Source organism: Streptomyces gelaticus (genome assembly GCF_014649535.1).
GTDB lineage: Bacteria > Actinomycetota > Actinomycetes > Streptomycetales > Streptomycetaceae > Streptomyces > Streptomyces gelaticus.
The window spans coordinates 32,444-59,326 of sequence record NZ_BMTF01000002.1 but is presented as its reverse complement, the minus strand read 5'-3'; the positions used below and the strand labels follow the sequence as shown (position 1 = coordinate 59,326).

At 69.2% G+C, this 26,883-nt stretch carries 25 protein-coding genes; 8 read left to right on the top strand and 17 right to left on the bottom strand.

Translation table 11 applies throughout. From position 1 onward, the window contains the following. Positions 1 to 36 precede the first annotated feature (36 nt). From trpD to ctaE, 5 genes are all read right to left on the bottom strand, one after another. Positions 37 to 1,101, bottom strand: a complete 1,065-nt coding sequence (trpD, locus tag IE107_RS02960; protein ID WP_189540707.1) for an anthranilate phosphoribosyltransferase — start codon at positions 1,099 to 1,101, stop codon at positions 37 to 39. 123 nt (positions 1,102 to 1,224) lie between these two features. After that, on the bottom strand, positions 1,225 to 2,850 hold the full coding sequence (qcrB, locus tag IE107_RS02955) for a cytochrome bc1 complex cytochrome b subunit (protein WP_189540705.1): 1,626 nt from the start codon (positions 2,848 to 2,850) through the stop codon (positions 1,225 to 1,227). Further along, positions 2,847 to 3,899, bottom strand: a complete 1,053-nt coding sequence (gene qcrA, locus IE107_RS02950; RefSeq protein WP_189540702.1) for a cytochrome bc1 complex Rieske iron-sulfur subunit — start codon at positions 3,897 to 3,899, stop codon at positions 2,847 to 2,849. The genes qcrB and qcrA overlap by 4 nt, the downstream gene beginning before the upstream one ends. Then, a complete protein-coding gene (gene qcrC / locus IE107_RS02945) occupies positions 3,896 to 4,705 on the bottom strand; it encodes a cytochrome bc1 complex diheme cytochrome c subunit (RefSeq protein ID WP_189540700.1) in 810 nt (269 codons plus the stop codon). The genes qcrA and qcrC overlap by 4 nt, the downstream gene beginning before the upstream one ends. A 62-nt stretch (positions 4,706 to 4,767) precedes the next feature. Further along, positions 4,768 to 5,388, bottom strand: coding sequence for an aa3-type cytochrome oxidase subunit III (ctaE, locus tag IE107_RS02940; protein ID WP_189540698.1), 621 nt, complete (start codon positions 5,386 to 5,388; stop codon positions 4,768 to 4,770). Between the two features lie 187 nt (positions 5,389 to 5,575). On the opposite strand from ctaE, the gene IE107_RS02935 reads away from it, so the two are divergent. After that, positions 5,576 to 5,977, top strand: a complete 402-nt coding sequence (locus tag IE107_RS02935) for a response regulator transcription factor (RefSeq protein ID WP_189540696.1) — start codon at positions 5,576 to 5,578, stop codon at positions 5,975 to 5,977. A gap of 75 nt (positions 5,978 to 6,052) precedes the next feature. Here IE107_RS02935 and IE107_RS02930 read toward each other — a convergent pair whose 3' ends face one another. The 4 genes from IE107_RS02930 to ctaC form a co-directional block, all read right to left on the bottom strand. Then, positions 6,053 to 7,309, bottom strand: coding sequence for a L,D-transpeptidase (locus tag IE107_RS02930; RefSeq protein ID WP_189540694.1), 1,257 nt, complete (start codon positions 7,307 to 7,309; stop codon positions 6,053 to 6,055). A gap of 118 nt (positions 7,310 to 7,427) precedes the next feature. Then, positions 7,428 to 7,826, bottom strand: coding sequence for a cytochrome c oxidase subunit 4 (locus IE107_RS02925; protein WP_189540692.1), 399 nt, complete (start codon positions 7,824 to 7,826; stop codon positions 7,428 to 7,430). Further along, on the bottom strand, positions 7,823 to 9,559 hold the full coding sequence (ctaD, locus tag IE107_RS02920; protein WP_189540690.1) for an aa3-type cytochrome oxidase subunit I: 1,737 nt from the start codon (positions 9,557 to 9,559) through the stop codon (positions 7,823 to 7,825). Before ctaD ends, IE107_RS02925 begins: the two co-directional genes overlap by 4 nt. Continuing rightward, positions 9,556 to 10,518, bottom strand: coding sequence for an aa3-type cytochrome oxidase subunit II (gene ctaC, locus IE107_RS02915; protein ID WP_189540688.1), 963 nt, complete (start codon positions 10,516 to 10,518; stop codon positions 9,556 to 9,558). Before ctaC ends, ctaD begins: the two co-directional genes overlap by 4 nt. A gap of 270 nt (positions 10,519 to 10,788) precedes the next feature. On the opposite strand from ctaC, the gene IE107_RS02910 reads away from it, so the two are divergent. After that, a complete protein-coding gene (locus IE107_RS02910; protein ID WP_189540687.1) occupies positions 10,789 to 12,171 on the top strand; it encodes a cysteine desulfurase/sulfurtransferase TusA family protein in 1,383 nt (460 codons plus the stop codon). A 14-nt stretch (positions 12,172 to 12,185) separates the two neighbouring features. On the opposite strand, the gene IE107_RS02905 is transcribed toward IE107_RS02910, so the two are convergent. Further along, positions 12,186 to 13,160, bottom strand: a complete 975-nt coding sequence (locus IE107_RS02905) for a carbohydrate kinase family protein (RefSeq protein ID WP_189540684.1) — start codon at positions 13,158 to 13,160, stop codon at positions 12,186 to 12,188. A gap of 158 nt (positions 13,161 to 13,318) precedes the next feature. Between IE107_RS02905 and IE107_RS02900 the strand changes: the two genes are divergently transcribed. Beyond that, positions 13,319 to 13,516, top strand: coding sequence for a hypothetical protein (locus IE107_RS02900; RefSeq protein ID WP_189540682.1), 198 nt, complete (start codon positions 13,319 to 13,321; stop codon positions 13,514 to 13,516). A 175-nt stretch (positions 13,517 to 13,691) separates the two neighbouring features. Then, on the top strand, positions 13,692 to 15,176 hold the full coding sequence (locus IE107_RS02895; protein WP_189540680.1) for a hypothetical protein: 1,485 nt from the start codon (positions 13,692 to 13,694) through the stop codon (positions 15,174 to 15,176). 102 nt (positions 15,177 to 15,278) lie between these two features. On the opposite strand, the gene erpA is transcribed toward IE107_RS02895, so the two are convergent. Beyond that, positions 15,279 to 15,635 carry an iron-sulfur cluster insertion protein ErpA gene (gene erpA / locus IE107_RS02890; protein ID WP_189540679.1) on the bottom strand — a complete coding sequence of 119 codons (357 nt, stop codon included), beginning with the start codon at positions 15,633 to 15,635 and terminating at the stop codon, positions 15,279 to 15,281. 234 nt (positions 15,636 to 15,869) lie between these two features. Between erpA and nadA the strand changes: the two genes are divergently transcribed. Then, entirely contained in the window at positions 15,870 to 17,066 is a 1,197-nt protein-coding gene (gene nadA, locus IE107_RS02885; protein WP_189540677.1) for a quinolinate synthase NadA, read from the top strand. Between the two features lie 87 nt (positions 17,067 to 17,153). On the opposite strand, the gene IE107_RS02880 is transcribed toward nadA, so the two are convergent. The 5 genes from IE107_RS02880 to IE107_RS02860 form a co-directional block, all read right to left on the bottom strand. Further along, a complete protein-coding gene (locus IE107_RS02880; protein WP_189540675.1) occupies positions 17,154 to 20,312 on the bottom strand; it encodes an efflux RND transporter permease subunit in 3,159 nt (1,052 codons plus the stop codon). Between the two features lie 164 nt (positions 20,313 to 20,476). After that, on the bottom strand, positions 20,477 to 21,172 hold the full coding sequence (locus tag IE107_RS02875) for a response regulator (protein WP_189540673.1): 696 nt from the start codon (positions 21,170 to 21,172) through the stop codon (positions 20,477 to 20,479). Continuing rightward, complete coding sequence (locus IE107_RS02870; protein WP_189540671.1) at positions 21,169 to 22,431, bottom strand: sensor histidine kinase; 1,263 nt, start codon at positions 22,429 to 22,431, stop codon at positions 21,169 to 21,171. Before IE107_RS02870 ends, IE107_RS02875 begins: the two co-directional genes overlap by 4 nt. 139 nt (positions 22,432 to 22,570) lie before the next feature. Continuing rightward, positions 22,571 to 22,849, bottom strand: coding sequence for a PspA-associated protein PspAA (gene pspAA / locus IE107_RS02865; protein ID WP_189540670.1), 279 nt, complete (start codon positions 22,847 to 22,849; stop codon positions 22,571 to 22,573). Positions 22,850 to 22,858: 9 nt separating this feature from the next. Then, complete coding sequence (locus IE107_RS02860; RefSeq protein ID WP_189540668.1) at positions 22,859 to 23,641, bottom strand: PspA/IM30 family protein; 783 nt, start codon at positions 23,639 to 23,641, stop codon at positions 22,859 to 22,861. Between the two features lie 297 nt (positions 23,642 to 23,938). Here IE107_RS02860 and IE107_RS02855 point away from each other — a divergent pair, with 297 nt between their 5' ends. From IE107_RS02855 to IE107_RS02845, 3 genes are all read left to right on the top strand, one after another. Continuing rightward, complete coding sequence (locus tag IE107_RS02855) at positions 23,939 to 24,538, top strand: DUF3043 domain-containing protein (RefSeq protein ID WP_189540666.1); 600 nt, start codon at positions 23,939 to 23,941, stop codon at positions 24,536 to 24,538. Between the two features lie 113 nt (positions 24,539 to 24,651). Beyond that, positions 24,652 to 25,386, top strand: coding sequence for a class I SAM-dependent methyltransferase (locus IE107_RS02850; protein ID WP_229866690.1), 735 nt, complete (start codon positions 24,652 to 24,654; stop codon positions 25,384 to 25,386). Positions 25,387 to 25,483: 97 nt separating this feature from the next. Further along, a complete protein-coding gene (locus tag IE107_RS02845) occupies positions 25,484 to 26,560 on the top strand; it encodes a S1C family serine protease (protein WP_189540664.1) in 1,077 nt (358 codons plus the stop codon). Between the two features lie 71 nt (positions 26,561 to 26,631). On the opposite strand, the gene IE107_RS02840 is transcribed toward IE107_RS02845, so the two are convergent. Continuing rightward, positions 26,632 to 26,841, bottom strand: coding sequence for a hypothetical protein (locus IE107_RS02840; RefSeq protein WP_072483289.1), 210 nt, complete (start codon positions 26,839 to 26,841; stop codon positions 26,632 to 26,634). Positions 26,842 to 26,883: the final 42 nt, after the last annotated feature.

Here is a 26,883-nt window from a genome sequence, read left to right as displayed (position 1 = left end):
ATCCGGACTGCGCCCTTCGCCACATCTGCGCCTGTCTCAGGCGTTGCTGGCCGCCACCCAGCGCTCCAGCGCCCTGATCGCCGCCCCGGAGTCGATGGACTCGGCGGCCTTCGCCATCCCGGCCGCGAGCTGCTCGTTCAGCGGGCCGTCCGCCGCGTCCAGCGCGACCAGCGCCGCCGCCGAATTGAGCAGCACGGCATCGCGCACCGGCCCCCGCTCGCCGGCCAGCACCCGGCGGGCCACGTCGGCGTTGTACGAGGCGTCCGCACCGCGCAGGGCCTGCACGGGCACCAGATCCAGACCGACGTCGCGCGGGTCGAACGCCTCCTCGCGCACCGCCCCGTCCCGGACCACCCAGACCCGCGAGGTCGCGGTCGTCGTCAGCTCGTCCAGGCCGTCGTCACCGCGGAAGACCAGCGCCGAATTGCCGCGCTCGGCGAGGACGCCGGCGACGATGGGCGCCATCTTCGGATCGGCCACGCCGACGGCCTGGGAGCGCACCCCGGCCGGGTTGGTGAGCGGCCCGAGGATGTTGAACGTGGTCGGTGCGCCGAGCTCCTTGCGGGCCCGGGCGACATAGCGCAGGGCGGGGTGGAACTTCACCGCGAAGCAGAAGGTGATGCCCGCCTCCTCGGCGACCTCGACGACCCGCTGCGCGGAGAGGTCCAGGTTGACGCCGAGCTTCTCCAGCACGTCGGAGGAGCCGCTCGCCGACGAGGAGGCGCGGTTGCCGTGCTTGACCACCTTGGCGCCGGTGCCGGCGATGACGATCGCCGACATGGTGGAGATGTTGACCGTCCTGGCGAGGTCGCCGCCGGTGCCGACGATGTCGACCGTACGACCCGGTACGTGGATGGTGTGGGCGTGCTCGTACATCGCCCGTACCAGGCCGGACACCTCGTCGATCGTCTCGCCCTTGGCCCGCAGGGCCACCGCGAACCCGGCGATCTGCACATCGCTCGCCTCGCCGCTCATGATGCGGTCCATCGCCCAGGCGGTGTCGTCGGCGGTGAGGTTCTCGCCGCGCAGCAGGGGGTTCAGCACGCCGGGCCAGGTACGGTCCGCCACGCTGTCGCCGCCGATCGGGGTCACAACGTTCATGGTCCGCTCCTGGGTCCACAGCCGGTAAAAGGGATCACCTCCACCCTATCGAGCGCGGTAGACAGCGAAGAGCCCCGTCCATCGAATGGACGGGGCTCCGGCTGTGGCGATCAGTTCAGGCGATCAGTGGTGACCGTGGCCGCTGGTGATCTCCTTGTACTCCTCGACGGTGGGCTTGGCGATCTGGTTGTTCTCGCCGTAGTAGCCCTTGCTGAGCCGGGCCCGCAGCTTCTGCAGGGCCGACACCTTGCGCTTGACACCGTTCTCGTCGACCGTCGGGCCGATCTCGACCGGCTCGTACTGCTCGTGCGCGGTGAGCGTGTGCAGCTGCTCGGGGCCGAGCGGCTCGTGGATCTCGACGAACTCACCGTGCGGCAGGCGCTTGATGATGCCGGACTCGCGCCCGTGCAGCACCTTCTCCTTGTCGCGGCGCTGGAGGCCGAGGCAGATCCGCCGGGTGACGATGAACGCGATGATCGGGCCGGCGAAGATGAAGATCCGGACGAACCAGGAGATGGCGTTCAGCGACAGGTGGAAGTGCGTGGCCCACAGGTCGTTGGCACCGCCGATGAAGACGACGACGTACTCGGTGATCCAGGCGACGCCGAAGGCCGTCCGGGTCGGAGCGTTGCGCGGGCGGTCCAGGATGTGGTGCTCGCGCTTGTCCCCGGTGATCCAGGACTCGACGAACGGGTAGACCGCGATGACCGCGAGCACCAGTCCGAAGACCATCAGCGGGATGAACACACCCAGGACCAGGGTGTGGCCCCAGAGGTTGATCTCCCAGCCCGGCATCACTCGGATCAGACCCTCGGCGAAGCCCATGTACCAGTCGGGCTGGGCGCCGGTGGACACCTGGTCCGGACGGTACGGACCGATGTTCCAGATCGGGTTGATCGTGGCGATCGCCGCGATGACGGCGATGATGCCGAAGACCAGGAAGAAGAAGCCTCCGGCCTTCGCCATGTACACCGGCATCAGCGGCATGCCGACGACGTTCTTGTTGGTGCGGCCGGGACCCGCGAACTGCGTGTGCTTGTGGTAGAAGACCAGGATCAGGTGCGCCACCAGCAGACCGAGCATGATGCCCGGCAGCAGCAGGATGTGGATCGAGTAGAACCGGGCGACGAAGTCGTGGCCGGGGAACTCTCCGCCGAACAGGAACATCGAGATGTACGTGCCGACGATCGGCATCGACAGGATCGCGCCCTGGGTGAAGCGGACACCCGTACCGGACAGCAGGTCGTCCGGGAGCGAGTAGCCGGTGAAGCCGGTGAACATGCCCAGCACGAACAGCAGGAAGCCGAACAGCCAGTTGATCTCACGCGGCTTGCGGAAGGCACCCGTGAAGAAGACGCGCATCATGTGCACGAACATGCCGGCCAGGAAGATCAGCGCGGCCCAGTGGTGGATCTGGCGAACCAGCAGACCACCGCGGACGTCGAAGCTGATGTCCAGCGTCGAGGCGTAGGCCTCGGACATCCGGATGCCCTGCATCGGCTCGTACGAGCCGTGGTACACGACCTCGCCCATGCTCGGCTGGAAGAACAGCGTCAGGTACACACCCGTGAGGATGATGATGATGAAGCTGTAGAGGGCGACTTCACCGAGCATGAAGGACCAGTGGTCCGGGAAGATCTTGCGCATGTTGGCCTTGGCCAGGGAGTAGATCCCGAGCCGGCCGTCCGCCCAGTCGGCCACCCGCTCACCGGCGGGCGCCTTGCGCTGTGTGTCGGTCGCAGTACTCATCCGCGCTCCCAGAATGCAGGACCGACGGGCTCTTCGAAGTCACCGAGCGCTTCGAGGTTGCCCTCGCTGTTCACACCGATCCGCAGCTGCGGAAGGGCGTGACCGGCCGGACCGAAGATGACGCGGGCGCCGTCGGAGAGGTCGAAGGTTGACTGGTGGCACGGGCAGAGCACGTGGTGCGTCTGCTGCTCGTACAGGCTGATCGGGCAGCCGACGTGAGTGCAGATCTTGGAGAAGGCCACGATTCCCTCGTGGGCCCACTCGCGCTCGCGCTTGTCCTTGATGTTGTCCGGCTCGATGCGGATGATCATCAGCGCGGCCTTGGCGATCTGGTTCTGGAAGTCGTGAGCGCTCTCCTCCAGGCCCTCGGGCATGGCGAAAGTCAGCGAACCGACGGCGACGTCCTCGGGACGCAGCGGCTCCATCGTGTTCATGTTGATGAGCTGCTTGCCCTTGGCCCACATGGTGTTGCGGAGCTTCTTCTCCGGCAGCGGACCGAGGTCGCGCAGCAGCACCACACCGGAGAGCGGCACCAGGGCCAGCGCACCGAACATGGTGTTGCGGATCAGCTTGCGCCGTCCGAACGCGGACTCCTCGGCACCTGCCGCGAAGTCGGCCAGGACCTTCGCCTTGACCTCGGGCGTCGCCTCGATGGCGTGCCGGTCGTCGGCGACCTCCACGTCGGACATCAGCGTGCGCGCCCAGTGGACGGCGCCGGCGCCGATCGTGAAGAGGGCCACGCCCAGGGTCAGACCCAGGGAGAAGTTGAGCGCGCTCACGTGGCCGAAGGGCCAGATGTACACGATCTTGTCGACCGGGAAGATGACGTACGAGGCGATGAAGCCGACCGTCGCCAGCATGGACAGCGTGAACATGAGCGCGACGGCGCGCTCGGAGCGCTTCGCGGCCCGTTCGTCGATGTCCTGGATGCGCGGCTTGTGGGCCGGCAGCCCCGGGTCGGCGAACGGGTCTTCCGCGACCTCTACCGCGCCGTGCGCGGCCTCCTGCTCAGCGGGCAGGTTCTCTTCTGGAATCTCTTGGCTACTCATGACTTCTTGGCCTTAGCGGTGTGGGCCGCGACCCAAATGGCAACTGCGATCAGTGCGCCGAGCCCGAAGATCCAGGCGAACAGCCCCTCGCTGACCGGGCCCAGGCCGCCCAGCTTCAGACCACCCGGGTTCTCCGACTGGCTGCTGTTGACGGTCTGGATGTACGCGATGATGTCCCGCTTCTGCTGCTCGGGCATCGTCGTGTCCGGGAAGGACGGCATGCTCTGCGGGCCGGTCTGCATGGCCTCGTAGATGTGCTTCGGGTCCACGCCTTCAAGGCTGGGCGCGTACTTGCCGTTCGACAGCGCGCCGCCCTCACCGGTGAAGTTGTGGCACTGCGCGCAGTTGGAACGGAACAGGTCGCCACCCTTGGCGATGTCCGCACCCGCAGGGTCGACCTGCTTCTTGGTCGGAATGACCGGACCGGCGCCGAGCGACGCGACGTACGCCGCGAGCTGGTCGATCTGCGCCTGGCTGTAGATGACCTTCTTCTTCGGCACCTGGGCGCCGGGCTGCTGCGCCGGCATACGGCCCGTACCGACCTGGAAGTCAACGGCGGCGGAGCCCACGCCGACCAGGCTCGGCCCGTCGGTGGTGCCCTGACCGCCGGTTCCGTGGCAGCTGGCGCAACCGACGGAGTACAGCTTCTTGCCCTCATCGATGGCGAGGGACTGGGCGGTGTCGTCGGCCTGCGCCTTGCTCGCGGGCGCAAACGCGGCGTACAGCCCCCCAGTGGCCGCCAGCGCGAGGAGTAGTACGACGACCGCCGCCAACGGATGGCGTCGTCGTGCGGAGAGCTTTTTCACGGATTACCCCGGTGTCAGGATCTTCTGCGTCGATGCTGGATGTGGTTCGGGTGCGAGCCCGGTTACTTGATCATGTAGATCGTGGCGAAGAGGCCGATCCACACGACATCGACGAAGTGCCAGTAATAGGACACGACGATGGCGGAGGTCGCCTGTTCGTGGGTGAACCTCTTGGCTGCGTACGTCCTGCCCAGAACGAGCAGGAAGGCGATGAGACCGCCTGTCACGTGCAGGCCGTGGAAGCCGGTGGTCAGGTAGAACACCGAGCCGTACGGGTCGGAGGACAGGGAAAGACCCGCTTCCTTGACCAGCTCGGTGTACTCGAGGACCTGACCTCCGATGAAGATCGCGCCCATCACGAAAGTGATGATGAACCAGGTGCGGAGCTTCTTCACATCGCCCCGCTCCGCGGCGAAGACGCCGAGCTGGCAGGTGAGTGAGGAAAGCACCAGGATCGTGGTGTTCGTCGCCGAGAACGGGAAGTTGAGGTGCTCGGCCATCTCCTTCCAGTGATCTGGTCCCGTCACCGATCGCAGGGTGAAGTACATCGCGAAGAGGGCCGCGAAGAACATCAGCTCGGAGCTCAACCAGATGATGGTTCCGACGCTGGTGAGGTTCGGTCGATTGACCGACGGGTGCGCGTGCCCGGTTTCTACTGTCGTTGCTGTCGCCACGACCGACATTATGTCGGTCGCTTATCCCGCCCTCACCCCGGGGGGTGCCGTTCGGTGTGTCAGCCGGGTGTGTCCTCCCCGAACGGCCCATGGAACCGCTGTCCCGGGCAGTGCTGACAGGCCGTCGGGCGGAGTACGATCCGCGCATCGGTTCATGCCCGGAAAGCCCCGAAGACACAGATGTCACGGAGGAACAATGCAGCCGACCGCCACGGTCCTGGTCTACAGCGACGACGCCAACACCCGTGAGCAGGTGAGGCTGGCAGCCGGGCACAGGCCCGCGGCTGATGTGCCACCGGTGGAATTCCTGGAATGCGCCACCCTGCCCGCCGTCCTGGAGGCGCTGGACCGCGGCGGCGTCGACGTCTGCGTGCTGGACGGCGAGACGGCGCCCGCGGGCGGCATGGGCGTCTGCCGGCAGATCAAGGACGAGATCTTCCGCTGCCCGCCGGTGCTGCTGCTGATCGGACGTCCGCAGGACGCCTGGCTGGCCACCTGGAGCCGTGCGGACGCCGCGGTGACCCTGCCGGTCGAGCCGGTCGAGTTCGCGGACGCCCTGGCCGCCCTGCTCCGCAGCAGGGACTGCGTGAACGCCTGAGTCGTGTCGCGGTTTCGTCCGCGGTCCCGCTGAGAGCCCGACAGGCTCCGAGGGGCAGCGCACTCCCCGGTCCGGTCAGACCTCGGGGCGCAGTCGCGCCGCCTGGATCGTGTCCGTCCGGTCCGGGGTGGTGTTCTTCTGCAGGGCGCTGCCCTTCAGCCATTTGGCCCAGGACAGGTTCCAGTCCCCGTAGCCGTTGTCGAACGGCGTCATCGTCTCGCCCTGGCTGCCCACGACCGTGACGATGTCGCCCGGCCGCACGGTGTTGAAGAACCACTCGGCCAGACCGGTGCTCATGCCCGTACAGCCGTGGCTGACGTTCGCGTTCCCCTGCGAGCCGGTGGACCAGGGCGCCGCGTGCACGTACTCGCCGCTCCAGGTGACGCGCGTCGCGTAGTAGACCTGCAGGTCGTACGAGTCGGAGGAGCCCTCCGCGATGCCGATCGTCTCCCCGCGCATACGTACGCTGTATTCCTTGCCCAGCACGACCTTGACACCGTTTCGGGTGGCGAAGCCGGGCTTGCCGGTCGTCACCGGAATGGTGTTGATCACTTTCCCGTTGCGCTTGACCGTCATCGAGTGCGCCGCGGCGTCCGTGACGGCCTCGATGCGGTCGCCCGTGGTGAGCCTCAGCGCCTTCGTGGGGGCGCCGTAGAGGGCGTCGGTGACCTTCACCCCGGCCAGGCCGCTGGTGACGTCGATGGTGGCCCTGGCGGGCCAGTAGTCCTTGGGGCGGTAGTGCAGGGTCTTGTCGTCGACCCAGTACCAGGAGCCGGTCACGGCGGGGGTCGAGCGGACGCTGAGGGCGCGCTCCACGTTGGCCCTGGACGCCTTGTCCTTGACCGGAGCGCTGAGTTCCGCCGTGATGGGCTGTCCGACGCCGTAGGTGCCCGCCTGAGGGCCGAAGGCGACCTTCAGGAACTTCTTGGCGGAAGTGGTCCCGAAGGAGAGCGTACGGCTGCCCGGCGCGCCGTCGTCGTCCTCCGTGCTGACCCGGACGGTGTACTTGGTGCCGGCGGCGAGCGGGAGTGTGGAGTGCCACCGCTTCCCGTCTGCGTCGAGCTCGCCCGCCAGGTGGCGGCCGGTCGCGTCGACGGCCGACACGTCCGTGATCCGGCCGTCGTCGCCGTTGACGGTGACCTCCAGCGGCTTGCCGGGGTCGACCTTCTCGTCGCCGTCGGAGGCGTTGGAGGAGATCTCGTCCACCGCGTCGTAGGGCTTCTCCGCGAGCGGATGGCCGCCGGATCCGCCACAGGCGGTCACGCCTGCGACCAGGGTCGCGGCCAGCAGAGTGCAGCCCACTGCGGGGCGGATGCGCGGCGTGTGGTTCATAAACCCAAGCTATGGAGGTTCGCCCGGATCGGCGCGCGGTGTGCATGCGAACGGGGGACCCGCACTCCTCTCGGTGGAGAAGTGCGGGCCCCCCGTCAGGTGGAGCGGTGGTGCCGTGTCACTGGGTGCGGTTCTCACCGCGGTAGTACTCGAAGACCCAGCCGAAGAGACCGATCAGGACGACCGGGAGCGAGAAGTAGAGCAGCCACCAGCCGAAGATGACTCCCATGAAGGCGAGAGCACCGCCGATCGCCAGCGAGAGCGGCTGCCAGCTGTGCGGGGAGAAGAACCCCACCTCGCCGGCCTCGTCCGCGACGTCGGCTTCCTTGTTGTCCTGCGCCATGGCGTCGACCCGCCGGGCCGTGAAGGCCAGGTAGAAGCCGATCATGACGCTCAGGCCGAAGCCCAGGAAGAGCGCGGTGGTACCGGCCGGCTCCTTCGACCACACGCCGTACGTGATGGCCATGGCGAGCATGAAGACGCTCAGCCAGATGAACATCTTGCCCTGGATCTTCACTTGCCCGCCTCCTTGCCACCGGCGAGGGCCTTGTCATCCTCGGGGTGCTGCTCCAGCTGCTCGAGCGCCGAGATCTCCGGGTGGTGCAGGTCGAACGCCGGGGATTCGGAACGGATGCGGGGCAGGGTGAGGAAGTTGTGCCGCGGCGGCGGGCAGGAGGTCGCCCACTCCAGCGAACGGCCGTAGCCCCACGGGTCGTCGACCTCGATCTTCTTGCCGTACTTGGCGGTCTTCCACACGTTGTAGAAGAACGGCAGCATCGACAGGCCGAGCAGGAACGAGGAGATCGTCGAGATCGTGTTCAGCGCGGTGAAGCCGTCCGCGGCGAGGTAGTCCGCGTAACGACGCGGCATGCCCTCGGCGCCCAGCCAGTGCTGCACCAGGAACGTGCCGTGGAAGCCCACGAACAGCGTCCAGAACGTGATCTTGCCGAGCCGCTCGTCCAGCATCTTGCCGGTGAACTTCGGCCACCAGAAGTGGAATCCGGAGAACATCGCGAAGACCACGGTGCCGAAGATGACGTAGTGGAAGTGCGCGACGACGAAGTACGAGTCCGAGACGTGGAAGTCCAGCGGGGGCGACGCCAGGATCACACCGGTCAGACCACCGAAGGTGAAGGTGATCAGGAAGCCGATGGCCCAGAGCATCGGTGTCTCGAAGGACAGCGATCCCTTCCACATCGTGCCGATCCAGTTGAAGAACTTCACACCGGTCGGTACCGCGATGAGGAATGTCATGAACGAGAAGAACGGCAACAGCACACCGCCGGTGACGTACATGTGGTGCGCCCACACGGTCACGGAAAGGCCTGCGATGGCGATCGTCGCGCTGATCAGACCGATGTAACCGAACATCGGCTTCCGGCTGAACACCGGAATCACTTCGGAAATGATTCCGAAGAACGGCAGGGCAATGATGTACACCTCTGGGTGGCCGAAGAACCAGAAGAGGTGCTGCCAGAGCAATGCGCCGCCATTGGCCGCGTCGAAGATATGTGCACCGAACTTGCGGTCCGCCTCCAGCGCGAAGAGCGCCGCGGCGAGAACCGGGAAGGCCAGCAGGACCAGCACACCGGTCAGCAGGACGTTCCAGGTGAAGATCGGCATACGGAACATCGTCATGCCAGGGGCACGCATGCAGATGATCGTGGTGATGAAGTTGACCGAACCGAGGATCGTGCCGAAGCCGGAGAAGGCCAGACCCATGATCCACATGTCGCCGCCGATGCCCGGCGAACGGACCGCGTCGGTCAGCGGGGAGTAGGCGAACCAGCCGAAGTCGGCCGCACCCTGCGGGGTGAGGAAGCCGGCCACCGCGATGAGCGAGCCGAAGAGGTACAGCCAGTACGCGAACATGTTCAGCCGCGGGAACGCCACGTCGGGCGCGCCGATCTGCAGTGGCATGATCCAGTTCGCGAATCCGGCGAACAGCGGCGTCGCGAACATCAGCAGCATGATCGTGCCGTGCATCGTGAACGCCTGGTTGAACTGCTCGTTCGACATGATCTGCGTGCCGGGACGGGCCAGTTCGGCGCGCATGAAGAGCGCCATCAGACCGCCGATGCAGAAGAATGCGAACGATGTGACCAGGTACATCGTGCCGATCGTCTTGTGGTCAGTGGTGGTCAGCCACTTGACGACGACGTTTCCCGGCTGCTTGCGCCGGACCGGCAGCTCGTCCTCGTACGAGTCGTCTGCTGCCGCGGCACCCTGAGGTTCGTTGAGGATGCTCACAGTTTGTTCGTCTCCGCATTCCTGGCCGGGCCAGTCTGCTCGATGCCGGCCGGCACGTAGCCCGTCTGGCCCTTCTTCGCCAGCTCCTTGAGGTGCGCCTGGTAGCGCTCCGGGGAGACGACCTTGACGTTGAAGAGCATCCGGGAGTGGTCGGCGCCGCAGAGCTCGGCGCACTTGCCCATGAAGGTGCCCTCCTGGGTGGGAGTCACCTCGAAGGCGTTGGTGTGGCCCGGGAAGACGTCCTGCTTCATGAGGAACGGAACCACCCAGAAGGAGTGGATGACGTCACGCGAAGTCAGAACGAAACGGACCTTCTCACCCTTCGGCAGCCACAGGGTCGGACCCGGGTTGCCGTTCTGCGGGTTCCGGGTGCCCGGGACGCCGTAGTCGTAGACGCCTTCCGCACCCTTGGGGAATTCATCCCGGTACCGGTTGGGGATGGCGTCGAGTTCCTTGGAGGTCTCGCTGCCCGTGGCGGCCGAGCCGTCCACGTTCTCGATGTAGTTGAAGGCCCAGCTCCACTGGTAGCCGACCACGTTGATGGTGTGGGCAGGCTTCGGGGAGAGCGTGAGGAGCTTCGATTCATCGCGCGCGGTGAAGTAGAACAACACCGAGACGATGATCAGAGGGACGACGGTGTACAGCGCCTCGATGGGCATGTTGTACCTGGTCTGCGGAGGAACCTCGACCTTGGTGCGGCTGCGCCTGTGAAAGATGACGCTCCACAGGATCAGACCCCAGACCAGCACGCCCGTGACGAGCGCTGCCGCCCACGAGCCCTGCCAGAGAGAAAGGATCCGTGGTGCTTCTTCCGTTACCGGCGTAGGCATACCAAGGCGGGGAAAGTCCTTGTATGTGCAACCGGTGGCGGTCGCCAGGATCAGGCCCGCAGTCAGCACCTGCGGCAGCTTCCGCCGCATCGGGCGCCGCGACGAGCGGTCGGAGCCGTTGGGACTCACGTAGCGCCTTCCCGAGAGTCTCGCCCGCGCGGTCGGCGCGGCCGTCGTTCTGGTCGGTCGCCGCCCTGACGCGGGCAGGGGTTTGGATGTTTATGCGGACCAAACCCTACTGGACGCTATTTGGGGTCGCGCGGGGAGGGTGCCCAACGCGCCGCCCGACTCCCCGAAGGGGTGGAATACGGCCCTCCGAGCGCCATCTGACGCTCCTTCTCCTGACCCTGCGGGCCGCCCGTCCCCGGGCCGGGGCCCGGCGCGGGCTAGCGTGGCCGCGTGCCCTACTTCGACACCGCATCCGCCGCTCCCCTGCACCCCGTCGCACGCCAGGCTCTGCTTGCCGCGCTGGACGAGGGCTGGGCCGACCCGTCCAGGCTCTACCGCGAGGGGCGGCGAGCCCGGCTGCTGCTGGACGCCGCCCGGGAGGCCGCCGCCGAGGCCGTCGGCTGCCGCCCGGACGAGCTCACATTCACTCCTTCGGGGACCCGGGCGGTCCACTCGGGAATCTCCGGCGCTCTCGCGGGACGCCGTCGTGCCGGCCGCCACCTGGTCGTCTCCGCGGTCGAACACTCGTCGGTGCTCCATTCGGCGGCCGCCCATGAGGCCCAGGGCGGATCGGTCTTTGAGGTCCCGGTGGACCGGACGGGGGCGGTGAGCGCGGCGGGGTACGCGGACGCGCTGCGCGAGGACACCGCGCTGGCATGTCTCCAGTCCGCCAACCACGAGGTCGGCACCGAGCAGCCGGTGGCCGCCGTGGCGGAGCTGTGCCGGGCGGCCGGGGTGCCGCTGCTGGTGGACGCCGCGCAGTCGCTGGGCCGGGAGCCGGTGCCGGACGGCTGGTCGCTGCTGACGGGCAGCGCCCACAAGTGGGGCGGGCCCTCGGGCGTCGGGCTGCTGGCGGTGCGCAAGGGGGTGCGGTTCGCCGTTCAGGGACCGGCCGACGAGCGCGAGTCGGGGCGGGCCGCGGGGTTCGAGAACATTCCGGCCGTCGTCGCGGCGGCGGCGTCGCTGCGGGCGGTGCGGGCCGAGGCCGCGGCGGAGTCCGTACGGCTGCGGGCCCTGGTGGACCGCATCAGGGCCTCGGTGCCGGAGCTGGTGCCCGATGTGGAGGTGGTCGGCGACCCGGTGCGGCGGCTGCCGCATCTGGTGACCTTCTCCTGTCTCTATGTCGACGGGGAGACATTGCTGCACGAGCTGGACCGGGCGGGGTTCTCCGTGTCGTCCGGCTCCTCCTGCACCAGCAGCACGCTGACACCGAGCCATGTGCTCAGGGCCATGGGGGTGCTGTCGGAGGGGAACGTACGGGTGTCGCTGCCGAACGGCACCGCCGAACAGGACGTCGACCGTTTCCTGGAGGTGCTCCCCCGGGTGGTGGCGGAGATGAGGCAGCGGCTGGGCGCGCCCGTCTCCGCGCCCCGGAAGACCGCCCCGGCCGCGTCCCTGGTGGTCGACGCGCTCGGGAAGCGCTGCCCGGTCCCGGTGATCGAGCTCGCGAAGGTGATCGGGGACGTGCCGCTGGGCGGGACGGTGACGGTGCTCTCCGACGACGAGGCGGCGCGCCTGGACATCCCGGCCTGGTGCGCGATGCGCGAGCAGGAGTACGTGGGTGAGGAGCCGGCGGACCGTGGCTCGGCCTATGTGGTCCGCCGGCTCGTCTGAGCCCCTTCGCGGGCTCAGCCCAGGTGCGTGTGGACCTCGGCGGCGGCGTCGTGGCCGTACGCCTTGGTGAAGCGGTCCATGAAGTGGGCGCGGCGCAGGGTGTACTCCTGGGTACCGACCGTCTCGATGACCAGGGTGGCCAGCATGCAGCCGACCTGGGCGGCGCGCTCCAGGCCGACGCCCCAGGCGAGCCCGGAGAGGAATCCGGCCCGGAAGGCGTCGCCGACGCCGGTCGGGTCGGCCTTGATCTCCTCCTCCGGGCAGCCGACCTCGATCGGCTCCTGGCCGGCGCGCTCGATGCGCACGCCGCGGGCGCCGAGGGTGGTGACCCGGTGGCCGACCCTGGCCAGGATCTCCTCGTCGCTCCAGCCGGTCTTGGACTCGATGAGCCCCTTCTCGTACTCGTTGGAGAAGAGGTACGTGGCGCCGTCCAGGAGGATCCGGATCTCGTCGCCGTCCATCCGGGCGATCTGCTGCGAGAAGTCGGCGGCGAACGGGATGCCCCGGGAGCGGCACTCCTCCGTGTGGCGCAGCATCCCCTCGGGGTCGTCGGCACCGATCGAGACCAGGTCGAGGCCGCCGACCCGGTCGGCGACGGCCTTGAGCTCGATGAGCCGGGCCTCGCTCATCGCGCCGGTGTAGAAGGAGCCGATCTGGTTGTGGTCGGCATCCGTCGTGCAGACGAAGCGGGCGGTGTGCAGGACCTCGGAGATGCGGACCGAGCCGGTGTCGACTCCGTGGCGGTCGAGCCAGGCGCGGTACTCGTCGAAGTCGGAGCCGGCGGCACCGACCAGGATCGGCCTCGTGCCCAGCAGACCCATGCCGAAGCAGATGTTGGCGGCGACACCGCCCCGGCGCACGTCGAGATTGTCGACCAGGAAGGAGAGCGAGACCGTGTGCAGCTGATCCGCGACCAGCTGGTCGGCGAAACGGCCGGGGAAGGTCATGAGGTGATCGGTGGCGATGGAGCCGGTGACTGCGATTCGCACGGGGAGACTGCTCCTGCGGAGATCGGGGGGAACGGGTGGCTGTGTTCCCGGGGCGGCGTGACAGTTCACGCTACCGGTTCCCCGGACCCGCCCTGAAGGGGGAAACTACCCGATAGTAGGGCTTTCTTCCTGGTGCCCGTGGTGCCTACGGTGCGGATATGTCGAACAACATCGCCACGCGCGAGTCCGAGATCAGCCTGGCCGAGCTGCGCGGGGACTGCGCCCGGATGGCTCCGCACTGGGTGGCCCCCACGAAGTCTGCCCCCGTTCCGGTCGAGCCGTCCCGGATTCACGGGGTCACCGTGCCCCCCGCCTCCGCCCGGCTGGTCGACGCCATGTCCGACTACGGCGACTGAGAGGCGGCGAAGCCCGGTACCGGTCGCTCCTGACGCCCCGCACGGAAACCGCATGGAAAGCGTGCCGGGAACCGTGCGTGCCGCTGCCCCGTCACACCGTCGTCCCCGTTCCCGGGGGCGGACGGACAGGCCGGGCGACGGCATGTGACGGCAATGCAGGCGAAGGAGCGATCCGGTGAGCACCGAGCGACCCGACAACGACGTGACCGGTCCCCGGCGGCGTTCGCCGCTCGCCGTGGCCTCGGTGGCGGCAGCCGTGCTGCTGGCCGGTGGCGGCGGCGCGTACTGGGCCGCGACCGCGGCGGACGGCGACGGCAGGTCCGGCGGCAGCACGGAGAGCGACGGGCAGCCCGCCCCGCCCCCGCTGGCCCTGGACGGGCGGGCGGGCGCTGCCACGACGCCCGAGGCGCCCTCCCGGGGCATTGCGCCGGGCGAGCCCGACCCGAACGGCGGCCGGGTGGTCTACCGCGTCTCCGGCAAGCTGCCCGAGGGGCCGCGCACGGCCGCCGTGCAGCGCGCGGAGGGGACCGTCTCCGCGGCCGAGGTGGCCCGGCTGGCGAAGGCGCTGGGCCTTGCGGGCACGCCGCAGGCGGAGGGCACGTACTGGAAGGTGGGTTCCGACGGCGACGGTTCGGGCCCGGTCCTGCGGGTGGAGAAGCAGGCCCCGGGCACCTGGAGCTTCGCCCGGTACGGCTCCGGCGGTACGGACAACTGCCAGAAGAAGACGGTCTGTTCGGGCGGGAACCCGGCTCCGGCCGGCAGCGGTTCCCCGGTGAGCGAGAGCGCCGCCAGGGCCGCCGCGACACCGGTACTGAAGGCGGCGGGGCAGGACGGCGCCGCGCTGGACAGCCGTCAACTCATGGGATCGGTACGGGTGGTGAACGCCGACCCGAAGGTGGACGGCCTTCCCACGTACGGCTGGTCGACCGGGATCCAGGTGGGCCCGGACGGCGAAGTGGTCGGTGGAAGCGGGCAGTTGAAGGGCCTGGAGAAGGGCGACAGCTATCCGGTGATCAGCGCGGCCGAGGCGCTGAAGCAGCTGAACGGTTCGGCGCCCGGCGCGCACACGCGCGCGGACATCGGCGGATGCGCCTCCCCCGTACCGCTGGACGAAGGCCGGAAAACGCCGGGGGTCCGCTGCGGGGCGCCGGCCGGGGCGGAGCGGCCGACGACGACGGTGACGGTCGAGAAGGCGGTGTTCGGCCTGGCGGCGCAGTACGTGGCGGGCAAGCAGACGCTCGTACCGTCCTGGCTCTTCTCCGTGCGGCCGGCCGCCGACGGCCGGGGCACCACGGTCCCCCAGGTCGCCGTGGCCCCCTCGTACCTGGCGCAGAACGCGCCCTCGGCCACCGTTCCCACACCGGCCCCCACGACTCCCCCGGGGAACCCGGAGAAGTCCGGGCCGCAGCCGCTGTCGTACCGCACCGACGGACGGACCCTGTCGGTGACGTTCTGGGGCGGGGTGTGCAGTACGTACGCCGCGAGCGCGACCGAGGGCCCGGACCGGGTGGCCGTGAAGGTGACGGAGTCGAAGCAGCCCGGGAAGAAGACCTGCATCATGATCGCCGAGGAGCTGACCCGCACGGTGACGCTCGACGCGCCGCTCGGCGACCGGACGGTGGTCGACGCGGGGTCGGGCGGTGACGTGCCCCGCGGCTGAGCGCCGGCCCCTCGGACACGACGGCGGCGGCCCGGAATCCGGGCCGCCGCCGTCGTGCCGTTCCGGCGCGGCACCCTCGGGCGTGCGCGCCGCCTTCAGGGCTCAGCTGAAGGAGTCGCCGCAGGCGCAGGAGCCCGTGGCGTTGGGGTTGTCGATCGTGAAGCCCTGCTTCTCGATGGTGTCGACGAAGTCGATGGAGGCGCCGCCCAGGTACGGAGCGCTCATCCGGTCGGTGACGACCTTCACGCCGTCGAAGTCCTTCACGACGTCACCGTCGAGCGAACGCTCGTCGAAGAAGAGCTGGTAGCGCAGGCCCGAGCAGCCGCCGGGCTGAACGGCGACGCGCAGCGCCAGGTCGTCACGGCCTTCCTGCTCCAGCAGGCTCTTGACCTTGGCTGCGGCGGCGTCGGACAGGAGGATGCCGTCGCTCACGGTGGTGGTCTCGTCCGATACGGACATCTGCTTCTCTCCCGGGTTGTACGGAGACTGCTTGCCGACGTTGCAACCGTCGGGACCGCGGAATCATTCCGGGCCGAGCGCTTGCCTGTTCCATTCATGCTCGCACACCGGTCGGCCCGGGGGATGCGTCACATCGACACTATGGCCATCGTCAAAGTGACGTGAACCGGATATGATAGATAGCGTCAATTAGACGAAAAGGCTTTCGCAGAAGCTTTCAGCAGAGAAGAAAGGGTGCGTGACGTGACCACGGCCCACCCCGTCCAGGATCTCGACGTCCAGCCGACGCCCCTCGCCCTGCTCCTGCTCGGCCGTGAGGCCGACCCGAGGAGCGAGCGCGGCGTCGAGTGCCCCGGCGACCTGCCAGCCCCGTCCGACCCGGACCTGGTGGAGCGTGCCCGCGCGGCCAAGGAGAAGCTCGGGGACAAGGTGTTCGTCCTCGGCCACCACTACCAGCGCGACGAGGTCATCCAGTTCGCCGATGTCACCGGCGACTCGTTCAAGCTCGCCCGGGACGCGGCCGCGCGGCCGGAGGCCGAGTACATCGTCTTCTGCGGCGTGCACTTCATGGCCGAGTCCGCGGACATCCTGACCGCCGACGACCAGAAGGTCGTGCTGCCGGACCTGGCCGCGGGCTGCTCCATGGCCGACATGGCCACCGCCGAGCAGGTCGCCGAGTGCTGGGACGTGCTGACCGAGGCCGGGGTCGCCGAGCAGGTCGTGCCGGTCTCGTACATGAACTCCTCCGCCGACATCAAGGCCTTCACCGGCAGGCACGGCGGCACGATCTGCACCTCGTCCAATGCGAAGCGGGCGCTGGAGTGGGCCTTCGAGCAGGGCGAGAAGGTCCTCTTCCTGCCCGACCAGCACCTGGGCCGGAACACCGCGGTCCGGGACATGGGGATGTCGCTGGAGGACTGCGTCCTGTACAACCCGCACAAGCCGGGCGGCGGCCTGACCGCCGAGGAGTTGCGGAACGCGAAGATGATCCTGTGGCGCGGGCACTGCTCGGTGCACGGCCGCTTCTCGGTCGAGTCCGTCAACGACGTCCGCGAGCGGATACCGGGCGTCAACGTCCTGGTGCACCCCGAGTGCAAGCACGAGGTCGTGGCGGCGGCGGACTACGTCGGCTCGACGGAGTACATCATCAAGGCCCTGGAAGCGGCCCCGGCCGGCTCGAAGTGGGCGATCGGCACCGAGCTGAACCTGGTGCGCCGCCTGGCGAACCGGTTCGCGGCCGAGGACAAGGAGATCGTCTTCCTCGACAAGACGGTCTGCTTCTGCTCGACGATGAACCGCATCGACCTGCCGCACCTGGTGTGGGCGCTGGAGTCGCTGGCCGACGGCAATCCGGTCAACCGGATCGAGGTCGACCCGGAGACGGAGAAGTACGCGAAGCTCGCCCTGGAGCGGATGCTGGCGCTGCCGTAACGGCGGCGTGCACGGCCAAAGGCCCCGGCACCGTTGGAGAACGGTGCCGGGGCCTCTGTTTTCCTGCCCTGCGGTATGCCCGGCGCGTCAGGCCTTCGCGGGCTCCGGCTCCTCGTCGGAGGCGGTCTGCGCCTGCTCGGCCGGGGCGGGCTGCCCCGCCTTCTTCGCCCGCTTGACCGCCTTCTTCTTCGCGCGGCGCTCCTTGCGGAGCTCCACCATCGCGTAGAGCGTCGGCACCAGGAGCAGGGTGAGCAGCGTCGAGGTGACCAGGCCGCCGATCACGACCACCGCGAGCGGCTGCGAGATGAAGCCGCCCTCGCCGGTGACGCCGAGTGCCATCGGGAGCAGGGCGAAGATCGTCGCGAGTGCGGTCATCAGGATCGGGCGCAGCCGGTGGCGGCCGCCCTCGACGACCGCTTCGACGACGCCCATGCCCTGGGCCCGGTACTGGTTGATCAGGTCGATCAGCACGATCGCGTTGGTCACCACGATGCCGATCAGCATCAGCATGCCGATCATCGCCGGGACACCCATCGGGGTGCCGGTGACGACGAGCAGGCCGATCGCGCCGGTGGCCGCGAACGGGATGGAGACCAGCAGGATCAGCGGCTGGACCAGCGACTTGAAGGTCGCCACCAGCAGCATGAAGACGATCGCGATCGCGGCCAGCATCGCCAGGCCGAGCTTCAGGAAGGCGTCGTTCTGGTCCTCGGAGACACCGCCGATGGTGGCGGTGGCGCCGTCCGGGAGGTCCAGGGCGTTGATCTTCGTCTGGAGCGAGGCGCTGACCGCACCGGTGTTGTCACCCATGGGCTTCGCGGTGATGGTCGCGGCGCGCTGGCCGTCGATCCGGGTCATCGAGACCGGTCCGGGGACCAGTTCGACGTCGGCGATCTGTCCGAGCCTGACCGGGCCGAGGGGAAGGTTCTTCAGCTCGGCCATGGTGGTGGCCGGGTGGGCGGAGGTGATGACGACGTCCCGCTCGGTGTCGTCCATGACCGCCTTGCCGGACGGGGTGCCGCGCACCGCTCCGGCCACGGCCGCGCCGAGCGTGGCCTGGTCGAAGCCGGCCTCCGCGGCCTTGGGCGTGGCCTTGACCGAGATCCGCGGGACACTCTGCGCGAGGTCGCTCTGGACGTCGGTGACGTCCTTGATTCCGGCGACCTCGGCCCGCACCTTCTCGGACGCCTTCTTCAGCACGTCCGCGTCGGCGGCCTTGACCACGACGCTGAGGTCCTGGCTGCCGAAGCCGTCGCCCGCGGAGATGGTGGTGTCACCGATGCCGTCGAGCTTGCCGAGCGCCGTGTCGATGCGCTCCTGCGTGGCGTCGAAGTCGCCCGAGTCCTTCAGGGTGACCTGGTACGAGGCCTGGTTGGCGCCCGTACCGCCGCCGAAGGCCGCCATGAAGCCGGACGAGCCGACGGTGACCTGGTAGTCCTTGACGCCCTTGTCGTCGGCGAGGACCTTCTCGACCTTCTTGGCCGCCTTGTCGGCGGCCGCCAGGCTGGTGCCGGGGGTCAGCTCCTGCTTGATGGAGAGGACTTCCTGCTCGCCCTGGTCGAAGAAGTTGGTCTTCAGCAGCGGGGCCATGCCGAAGGTGCCCAGGAACACGACGACGGCGATGACGATGCTGGTGATACGGCGCCGGGTAGCGAAGCCCAGCACCGGGACGTACAGCCGCTGGAGCCGGCTGCGGGCTTCCTTCTCCTCGGCCTTGCGGCGGGCCTCGTCCGGGTTCTCGGTGCTGCCCTTCGGGGCGCGCAGGAACCAGTAGGACAGGACGGGGACGACGGTCAGCGAGACCAGCAGGGAGGCCAGCAGAGCCGCGGTGACGGTCAGCGAGAAGGAGCCGAAGAGCTCGCCGACCATGCCGCCGACGAGACCGATCGGCAGGAAGACTGCGACCGTGGTGAGGGTCGAGGAGGTGACCGCGCCGGCCACTTCCTTCACCGCGGTGATGATCGCCGACTGGCGCTCCTCGCCGTAGCCGAGGTGACGCTTGATGTTCTCCAGGACCACGATCGAGTCGTCGACGACGCGGCCGATCGCGATGGTCAGTGCGCCCAGCGTGAGCATGTTGAGCGAGAGGTCGCGGGTCCAGAGCACGATCAGCGCGAGGACCACGGAGAGCGGGATGGAGACCGCGGTGACCAGGGTCGAGCGCAGCGACGCGAGGAAGACCAGGATCACGATGACCGCGAAGAGCAGACCGAGCGCGCCCTCGGTGGTCAGACCTGAGATCGCCTTGGAGACGGCGGGGCCCTGGTCGGAGACGACGGTCAGTTCGGCGCCGGCCCCGAGGTCCTTGCGGAGGTCGGGGAGCTTGTCCTTGACCGCGTCCGAGATGGCGACGGCGCTGCCGTCCTTGTCCATCGTGGCCATCACGGCGAGGCTGGGCTTGCCGTTGGTGCGGGTGATGGAGACCGCGGTGGACGGCTCCTGCTTCACCGTGGCGACGTCACCGACGCGGACCGCCTCGCCCGGCTTGCCCGTGGCCGGGTCCTGGCCGGTGACCCGCAGGTCCTCGATCTGCTTCAGGGAGGTGAAGGCGCCGCCGACCTGGACGGTGCGGCTCTTGCCCGATTCGGAGAAGGAACCGGCGGGGACGGTCGCGCCGCCCGCCTGGAGCGCCTGGGAGAGCGTCATGGCGTTCAGCCCCGCGGCGGCGAGCTTCTTGTCGTTGGGGGTGACGGAGACCTGGAGGTCCTGCACACCGTCGATGCTGACCTGACCGACGCCGTCGATGTCCTCCAGCGCGGGGACGACGGTGCGCTCCAGCTGGTCGGCGAGCGCCTGCTGGTCCTTGTCGGAGGTGACGGCGAGGACGACGGCCGGGATGTCGTCGGTCGAGCCGGCGATGACCTGCGGGTCGACGTCGTCGGGAAGCTGGGCGCGGGCGCGGTTCACCGCCTGCTGGATGTCGGCGACGAGCTGCTTGGTGCCCTCGCTGCCGAAGTCGAAGGAGGCCATGATGACGGCGCTGCCCTCGCTGGCGGTCGAGGTGGTGCCGGTGACGCCGTCGACGGCCTTGATGGAATTCTCGAGCGGTTCGACGACCTGCTTCTCGACCACATCGGGGGACGCACCCTGGTAGGGGGCGAGCACCGACACCATCGGGAGTTCGATGGTGGGCAGCAGCTGCTGCTTGAGCTGCGGGATCGCGATCGCTCCGAACACGAGCGCGACGATCGAGATCAGTCCGATCAGGGCCCGTTGCGCGAGGCTGAATCTGGACAGCCAGGACATGGGTGGGTCTCTCTTCTGTGGCTTACGCGGCAGGTGGGCGGGCGACCAGCGGACAGCCCCGACCCGTCTATACGATCGCCCACCCGCAAGGGCCCGGGCGTCGGCCCAGAGTCGCTTTCTTATGTCGCGCATACCGCAGGTGGAGTACGCCGTATCTCCACCCGTCACTCCACCCTGGGGCGCACCAGGCCCGATTCATAGGCAATTACCACCAATTGAGCGCGGTCCCGTGCACCCAGCTTCGCCATCGCCCTGTTCACATGGGTCTTGACGGTGAGCGGGCTGACGACGAGCCGCTCGGCGATCTCGTCGTTGGAGTGGCCGCCCGCGACCAGGACGAGCACCTCGCGCTCACGGCCGGTGAGTGCGGCCAGCCGCTCGGAGTACTCCGCGGCGCTCGGCCCGTCGCCCTCCGAACTGCCGCCCTGCGCGAGGAAGGTGGCGATCAGGCCCTTGGTCGCGGCCGGTGAGAGCAGCGCCTCGCCGGCCGCGGCGATACGGATGGCGTTGAGCAGTTCCTCCGGTTCCGCCCCCTTGCCGAGGAAGCCGGATGCCCCGGCCCGCAGTGACTGCACCACGTACTCGTCCACCTCGAAGGTGGTGAGCATGACGACCCGTACGCCGGCCAGTTCCGGATCGGCGCTGATCATGCGGGTCGCGGTGAGTCCGTCCGTACCCGGCATCCGGATGTCCATCAGCACCACGTCGGCGCGGGTCGAGCGGGCGAGCTCCACGGCCTGCGCGCCGTCCGACGCCTCGCCGACCACCTCCATGTCGGCCTCCGAGTCGACCAGCACCCGGAACGCGCTGCGCAGCAGCGCCTGGTCGTCGACGAGCAGCACCCTGATGGGCGGTGTCATGCCTTCTCCCCCGTCCGGCCCGCCGCGCCCGGTTCGCCGGACTCCGCCGTGCGGGCCTCGACGGGCAGGATCGCATGGACCCGGAAACCGCCGCCGTAGCGGGCCCCGGCGGTGAGAGTGCCGCCGAGCGCGGTGACGCGTTCGCGCATACCGAGCAGGCCGTGACCGCCGCCGGCGTCGTCGTGGCCGCCCCCGCCGGAGCCGTTGTCGATCACGGTGATCTCGGCCGTCCTCCCGACGCGTACGACGCTCACCTCGGCCTTCGCCCCGGGGCCCGCGTGTTTGCGGACATTGGTCAGCGCCTCCTGGATGACCCGGTACGCGGCCAGGTCGACGGCCGCGGGCAGCGGGGGCCGCCGGTCGGTGCAGGCCAGCTCGACGGGGAGCCCGGCCCGGCGGACGGTGTCGACCAGTTCGTCCAGGACGGCGAGCCCCGGCGCGGGTTCGGTCGGCGCCGCGGGGTCGCCGGACTGGCGCAACAGCCCGACGGTGGCCCGCAGTTCGTCGAGCGCGGAGCGGCTGGCCTCCCGGACGTGGGCCAGCGCCTCCTTGGCCTGGTCGGGGCGCTTGTCCATGACGTGGGCGGCCACCCCGGCCTGCACGTTGACCAGGGCGATGTGGTGGGCGACGACGTCGTGGAGTTCGCGGGCGATCCTCAGCCGTTCCTCGGCGACCCGCCGCCGGGCCTCCTCGTCGCGGGTGCGTTCGGCCCGTTCGGCCCGCTCCCTGATCGCGTCGACGAAGGCGCGCCTGGAGCGCACGGCGTCCCCCGCGGCACCGGCCATGCCGGTCCAGGCGAAGACGGCGAACTTCTCCTGGCTGTACCAGGGCGCCGGACCGCAGAGCATCGCCGCGGCCGTCAGCACGGCCATCGTCAGCAGACCGACCCGCCAGGTGGTGGGCCGGTCGGTGCGGGCGGCCACGGTGTACAGCGCGATGACGGTGCTCATGACCACGGGCGCGGGCGGATCGGACCCCACCAGCTCGACGACCGTCAGCCCGGCGGTGACCGCGAGCACCGCCATGGGATTGCGCCGCCGCCAGATGAGCGCCACGGCACCGGCCACCATCAGCAGCACGCCGCTCATCGCGGGCGGGCCGATGCCGAAGGAGGGCGGCCCCTCCCCCGGGCGCGAGTGCACGAACGACCCGATGACCATGGTCACCAGCACGGCCAGGGCCAGCGCGGCGTCCAGCGCGAGGGGGTGGTCGCGCAGCCAGTGCCGGACGCGCAGAACCCCGGTTCCGAGGGTGGTCACGGCAAGCTACGTTACGGCGTGTCGCGCGGGGATCCGACCGGGTCCCCGCGCGAAAGGCCCCGGACACGGCCGTGCCCCGTGTCCGGCGGACCGGACACGGGGCACGGGTTTCGTGCGGGTGCTGGAGAAACGACCGGCGTCAGCCGGGAATCAGACCGTCGTCTCGGAGCATGGCGCGCACCTCTTCGAGGGTCGCGTCGGACGACGGCAGGATCAGCTCCGACGGCTCCAGGGAGTCGTCCGGCAGTGCTGTGCCGAGCTCGCGCACCCTGGCCAGGAGCGCGTGGAGAGTGGCCCGGAAGCCGGGTCCGTCACCTCTCTCCACCTCGGCGAGCAGTTCGTCGTCGAGCCCGTCGAGCTCGGCGAGATGACTGTCGGCCAGTGCGACCTGGCCCTCCCCCATGATCCGTACGATCATGACGCCGCCTCAACTCTTGTCGAACCTGTGCGGGGACTGCGAGGACTGCTGCTGGGCGGAATCCTGCGGGCCGCCCTCGATGGCCTGCTGCGGGGTGGAGCCGCCGGCCAGCTCGGCCTTCATGCGCTGGAGCTCCAGCTCCACATCCGTACCACCGGAGATCCGGTCCAGCTCGGCGGCGATGTCGTCCTTCGCCGTGCCGGTCGGGTCGTCCAGGGCACCGGAGGCGAGCAGCTCGTCGATCGCGCCGGCCCGGGCCTGCAGCTGCTGGGTCTTGTCCTCGGCCCGCTGGATCGCCAGGCCGACGTCGCCCATCTCCTCGGAGATACCGGAGAAGGCCTCGCCGATCCGGGTCTGCGCCTGGGCGGCGGTGTAGGTGGCCTTGATGGTCTCCTTCTTCGTACGGAAGGCATCGACCTTGGCCTGCAGCCGCTGCGCCGCGAGGGTGAGCTTCTCCTCCTCGCCCTGCAGCGTGGTGTGCTGCGTCTCCAGGTCGGTGACCTGCTGCTGGAGTGCGGCGCGCCGGGACAGCGCCTCACGGGCCAGGTCCTCGCGGCCGAGTGCGAGCGCCTTGCGGCCCTGGTCCTCCAGCTTGGACGACTGCCCCTGCAACTGGTTCAGCTGCAGCTCCAGCCGCTTGCGCGAGGTCGCCACATCGGCGACACCGCGGCGTACCTTCTGAAGCAGTTCGAGCTGCTTCTGGTACGAGTAATCGAGGGTCTCGCGCGGATCCTCGGCCCGGTCAAGGGCCTTGTTTGCCTTCGCGCGGAAGATCATCCCCATACGCTTCATGACACCGCTCATGGGCTTCGCGCGCCCCCTTCTGACGGACTGAGCTCCAGCACTCCAACAGAACCCACAGTACGGGCCCTGCCTCTATTACCGCACTGTTCGAGCACGGATGTGCTCCTACCCAAGGACGACTGCACCAGGTCACCACTCCGGCCCAGGGAGTAGGCGGAGGTCGGGGAAGCCCGGTGCCGCAGGGCGTACCGGACAGGCCGGCACACCAGCCAGGACGCGGGCCGTTGCCGGATCGTTCCCGGCCGGCCTGGGGTCGCGGCGATCGAACCCGTACCCTTGGGCCTTGTGTTCCGTAGCCGTTCGAAGGAAGAGAAGGCGCCCACCAACAAGGTGACGGCGGACCTCTCCAAGCAGCCCCGCGACCCGCAGGCCCCCAAGGGTCGCCCCACCCCCAAGCGCAGCGATGCCCAGTCGCAGCGCCGTCGTGCCTCCAGTGGCGCGCCGCTCGACCGCAAGGAGGCCATGAAGCGGCAGCGCGAAGCGCGCCGGGCGGACCTGGCCAAGCAGCGTGAGGCGCTCGCCAGTGGCGACGAGCGCTATCTGCCGGCGCGCGACAAGGGCCCGGTGCGCCGCTTCGTCCGCGACTACGTGGACTCGCGCTTCTGCATCGCGGAGTTCTTCCTGCCCCTCGCCGTGATCATTCTGATCCTCAGCGTGATCCAGGTGCAGAACATCCAGACCATCTCGCTGCTGCTCTGGCTCGTCGTGATCGTGCTGATCGTCATCGACTCGGTCGGCCTCTCGTTCCGCCTCAGGAAGCAGCTCAACCAGCGCTTCCCCGATACGCCCAGGCGTGGCGCGGTCGCCTACGGCCTGATGCGCACGCTTCAGATGCGTCGCCTCCGGCTCCCGAAGCCGCAGGTCAAGCGGGGAGAGCGGCCCTGAGTACGCACATCTCCGGCTCGACCGGCGGTCCGTCCGCCGGCCGGCTGGACGATGCCGTCCCCGTCACCGGCTTCTCCGGCGTCTCCTCGGCGTGGCTGAAGGGCCTCAGCGGGCTGCGCAACACCGTCCGCCAGGAACTCGTGGCCCGGCAGCTCGACGAGCAGATAGCGGCCCGCTTCCCGGTCGGCCAGCGGCTGCGCGTGCTCGACGTGGGCATGGGCCAGGGCACCCAGGCGCTGCGCCTGGCGCGGGCCGGTCACACGGTGACGGGCCTGGAGTCCGATGCCGAGATGCTGCGGGTGGCCAGGGAGGCACTCGGCGGTGAGCCCGCGGGCATCCGGGAGCGGGTCCGGCTGATCGAGGGCAACGGCCTGGAGACCGGGGTGCACTTCCTGCCCGGTAGTTTCGATGTGGTGCTCTGCCACGGTGTGCTGATGTATGTCCGGGATCCGGACGCGATGCTGGCGGGCCTGGCCCGGATGCTGGCCCCGGGCGGACTGCTGTCGCTGCTCGTACGGAACGCGGACGCGCTGGCGATGCGCCCCGGGACCGCCGGGGAGTGGAGCGCGGCGCTGGCCGCCTTCGACACGGACACCTACACCGACCGGCTGGGCCTGACGGTACGGGCCGACCGGCTGGACGCCCTGACGTCCACGCTCGCCGGGATCGCGGCGCCGCTGCACGCCTGGTACGGGGTACGCGTCTTCACGGACAACGTGAGCAACGACGTGGAGTTGCCGGCCGCCGCCGAGCTGGAGCAGGTGCTGGCCGCGGAGGACCGGGCCGGGCGGACCGATCCGTACCGCCGGGTCGCCGCGCTGCTGCATCTGTGCGGGGTGCGGGGCTGAGCAAAGGCGGGGGCGCGTCGCCGGGACTGCCCGGCGGCGCGCCCCGCCCGGCCGAACCCGACGGGCCACGAAAAGGCCTAAAAGCGATAATCCGGACATGGACGCATTTCAATTCCGCGGCCGTGCCCGTCGGCTGCTGCTGCCCCTGACGGCAGGTGTCTGCGCGATCGCCCTGGTGAGCGGCTGCTCGAACGCGGATTCCGATTCACCGGGGACCGAACCCAGCAATTCGGCCTCCGCCACCCGGACCGCAGACGATCTGCAGAGCGACTACCAGACCGTGATCAAGAACGTGCTGCCGTCGGTGGTGCAGATCCAGACCTCCGAGGGCCTGGGCTCCGGCATCGTCTACGACACCAAGGGCCATATCGTCACCAATGCCCATGTGGTCGGCAACGACAGGACGTTCCAGGTGACCGTCGCCACCGGCGAGAAGGTGCAGAATGCCTCGCTGGTGGCCACCTATCCGGACCAGGATCTGGCCGTCATCAAGCTCGCCAACGTGCCGGCCGGACTGAAACCCGCGAAGTTCGGCGACTCGCAGAAGGTCGAGGTGGGGCAGATCGTGCTGGCGATGGGCTCGCCGCTCGGCCTGTCCTCCAGCGTCACCCAGGGAATCGTCTCGGCCCTCGGCCGGACCGTCAGCGAGAGCCGCGCGGGCGGTGGCACCGGCGCGACGATCGCGAACATGGTGCAGACCTCGGCGGCGATCAACCCGGGCAACAGCGGGGGCGCGCTGGTCAACCTGAACAGCGAGGTGATCGGCATCCCGACGCTGGCGGCGACGGACCCGGAGCTGGGCGGGAGCGCCGCGCCGGGGATCGGGTTCGCGATCCCCGTGTCGATGGTGAAGACCGTCGCCGACCAGATCATCAAGAGCGGCAGGGTCACCGACTCGGGCCGGGCGGCGCTGAACATCACCGGCCGCACGGTCGTCGGCGACAACCTCCAGCCGGCCGGGGTGGCGCTGGTCAGCGTGACGAAGGGCGGTGCCGCGGACAAGGCGGGGCTGCGGCCCGGGGACGTCATCACCGGGATCGACGACCAGCCGGTCGCGACGATCACCTCCCTGTCGGAGGCGCTGGCCTCGGACAAGCCGGGCCAGAAGGTCACCGTGACCTGTCTGCGCAACGGGGCGGAGAAGACGGTTAAGGTCACCCTGGGCGAGATCTAGGGGCCCGGGGCGCCGCCGTACGGGCCCGTGTTCACGCCCGTACGGCGGCGCCCCGCCGCCCCGAGGGCGGATCAGCCCTGGTCGGCCTGGAGGCTCATGGGACCGTAGATCTTCGTGGAGTCGTCGAAGAGCGTCACCTGGTCCGCCCCGCCGTCGAGGAGTTCCTTCCAGTACTCACCGATCCAGGACTCCGCGTCGCCCTGGGTGGTGAATTCCTCCGGCTGCAGGGCCGGCTCCGTCTCCGTGCCGTCGGACTTCTCGAACCGCCACGTCCACGCCATGTCCGCCTCCTGGGGTCACTTTGCTGCCCGCAGCCTAGTACG

What these genes read in the sequence shown, in the direction of transcription:
- qcrA (WP_189540702.1), bottom strand. Translation starts at nt 3,899, where the DNA reads ATGAGTAGCCAAGAGATTCCAGAAGAGAACCTGCCCGCTGAGCAGGAG.
- erpA (WP_189540679.1), bottom strand. Translation starts at nt 15,635, where the DNA reads ATGTCCGTATCGGACGAGACCACCACCGTGAGCGACGGCATCCTCCTG.
- IE107_RS02935 (WP_189540696.1), top strand. Translation starts at nt 5,576, where the DNA reads ATGCAGCCGACCGCCACGGTCCTGGTCTACAGCGACGACGCCAACACC.
- IE107_RS02875 (WP_189540673.1), bottom strand. Translation starts at nt 21,172, where the DNA reads ATGACACCGCCCATCAGGGTGCTGCTCGTCGACGACCAGGCGCTGCTG.
- trpD (WP_189540707.1), bottom strand. Translation starts at nt 1,101, where the DNA reads ATGAACGTTGTGACCCCGATCGGCGGCGACAGCGTGGCGGACCGTACC.
- IE107_RS02840 (WP_072483289.1), bottom strand. Translation starts at nt 26,841, where the DNA reads ATGGCGTGGACGTGGCGGTTCGAGAAGTCCGACGGCACGGAGACGGAG.
- IE107_RS02845 (WP_189540664.1), top strand. Translation starts at nt 25,484, where the DNA reads ATGGACGCATTTCAATTCCGCGGCCGTGCCCGTCGGCTGCTGCTGCCC.
- IE107_RS02880 (WP_189540675.1), bottom strand. Translation starts at nt 20,312, where the DNA reads ATGTCCTGGCTGTCCAGATTCAGCCTCGCGCAACGGGCCCTGATCGGA.
- ctaE (WP_189540698.1), bottom strand. Translation starts at nt 5,388, where the DNA reads ATGTCGGTCGTGGCGACAGCAACGACAGTAGAAACCGGGCACGCGCAC.
- IE107_RS02860 (WP_189540668.1), bottom strand. Translation starts at nt 23,641, where the DNA reads ATGAAGCGTATGGGGATGATCTTCCGCGCGAAGGCAAACAAGGCCCTT.
- IE107_RS02930 (WP_189540694.1), bottom strand. Translation starts at nt 7,309, where the DNA reads ATGAACCACACGCCGCGCATCCGCCCCGCAGTGGGCTGCACTCTGCTG.
- pspAA (WP_189540670.1), bottom strand. Translation starts at nt 22,849, where the DNA reads ATGATCGTACGGATCATGGGGGAGGGCCAGGTCGCACTGGCCGACAGT.
- qcrB (WP_189540705.1), bottom strand. Translation starts at nt 2,850, where the DNA reads ATGAGTACTGCGACCGACACACAGCGCAAGGCGCCCGCCGGTGAGCGG.
- IE107_RS02900 (WP_189540682.1), top strand. Translation starts at nt 13,319, where the DNA reads ATGTCGAACAACATCGCCACGCGCGAGTCCGAGATCAGCCTGGCCGAG.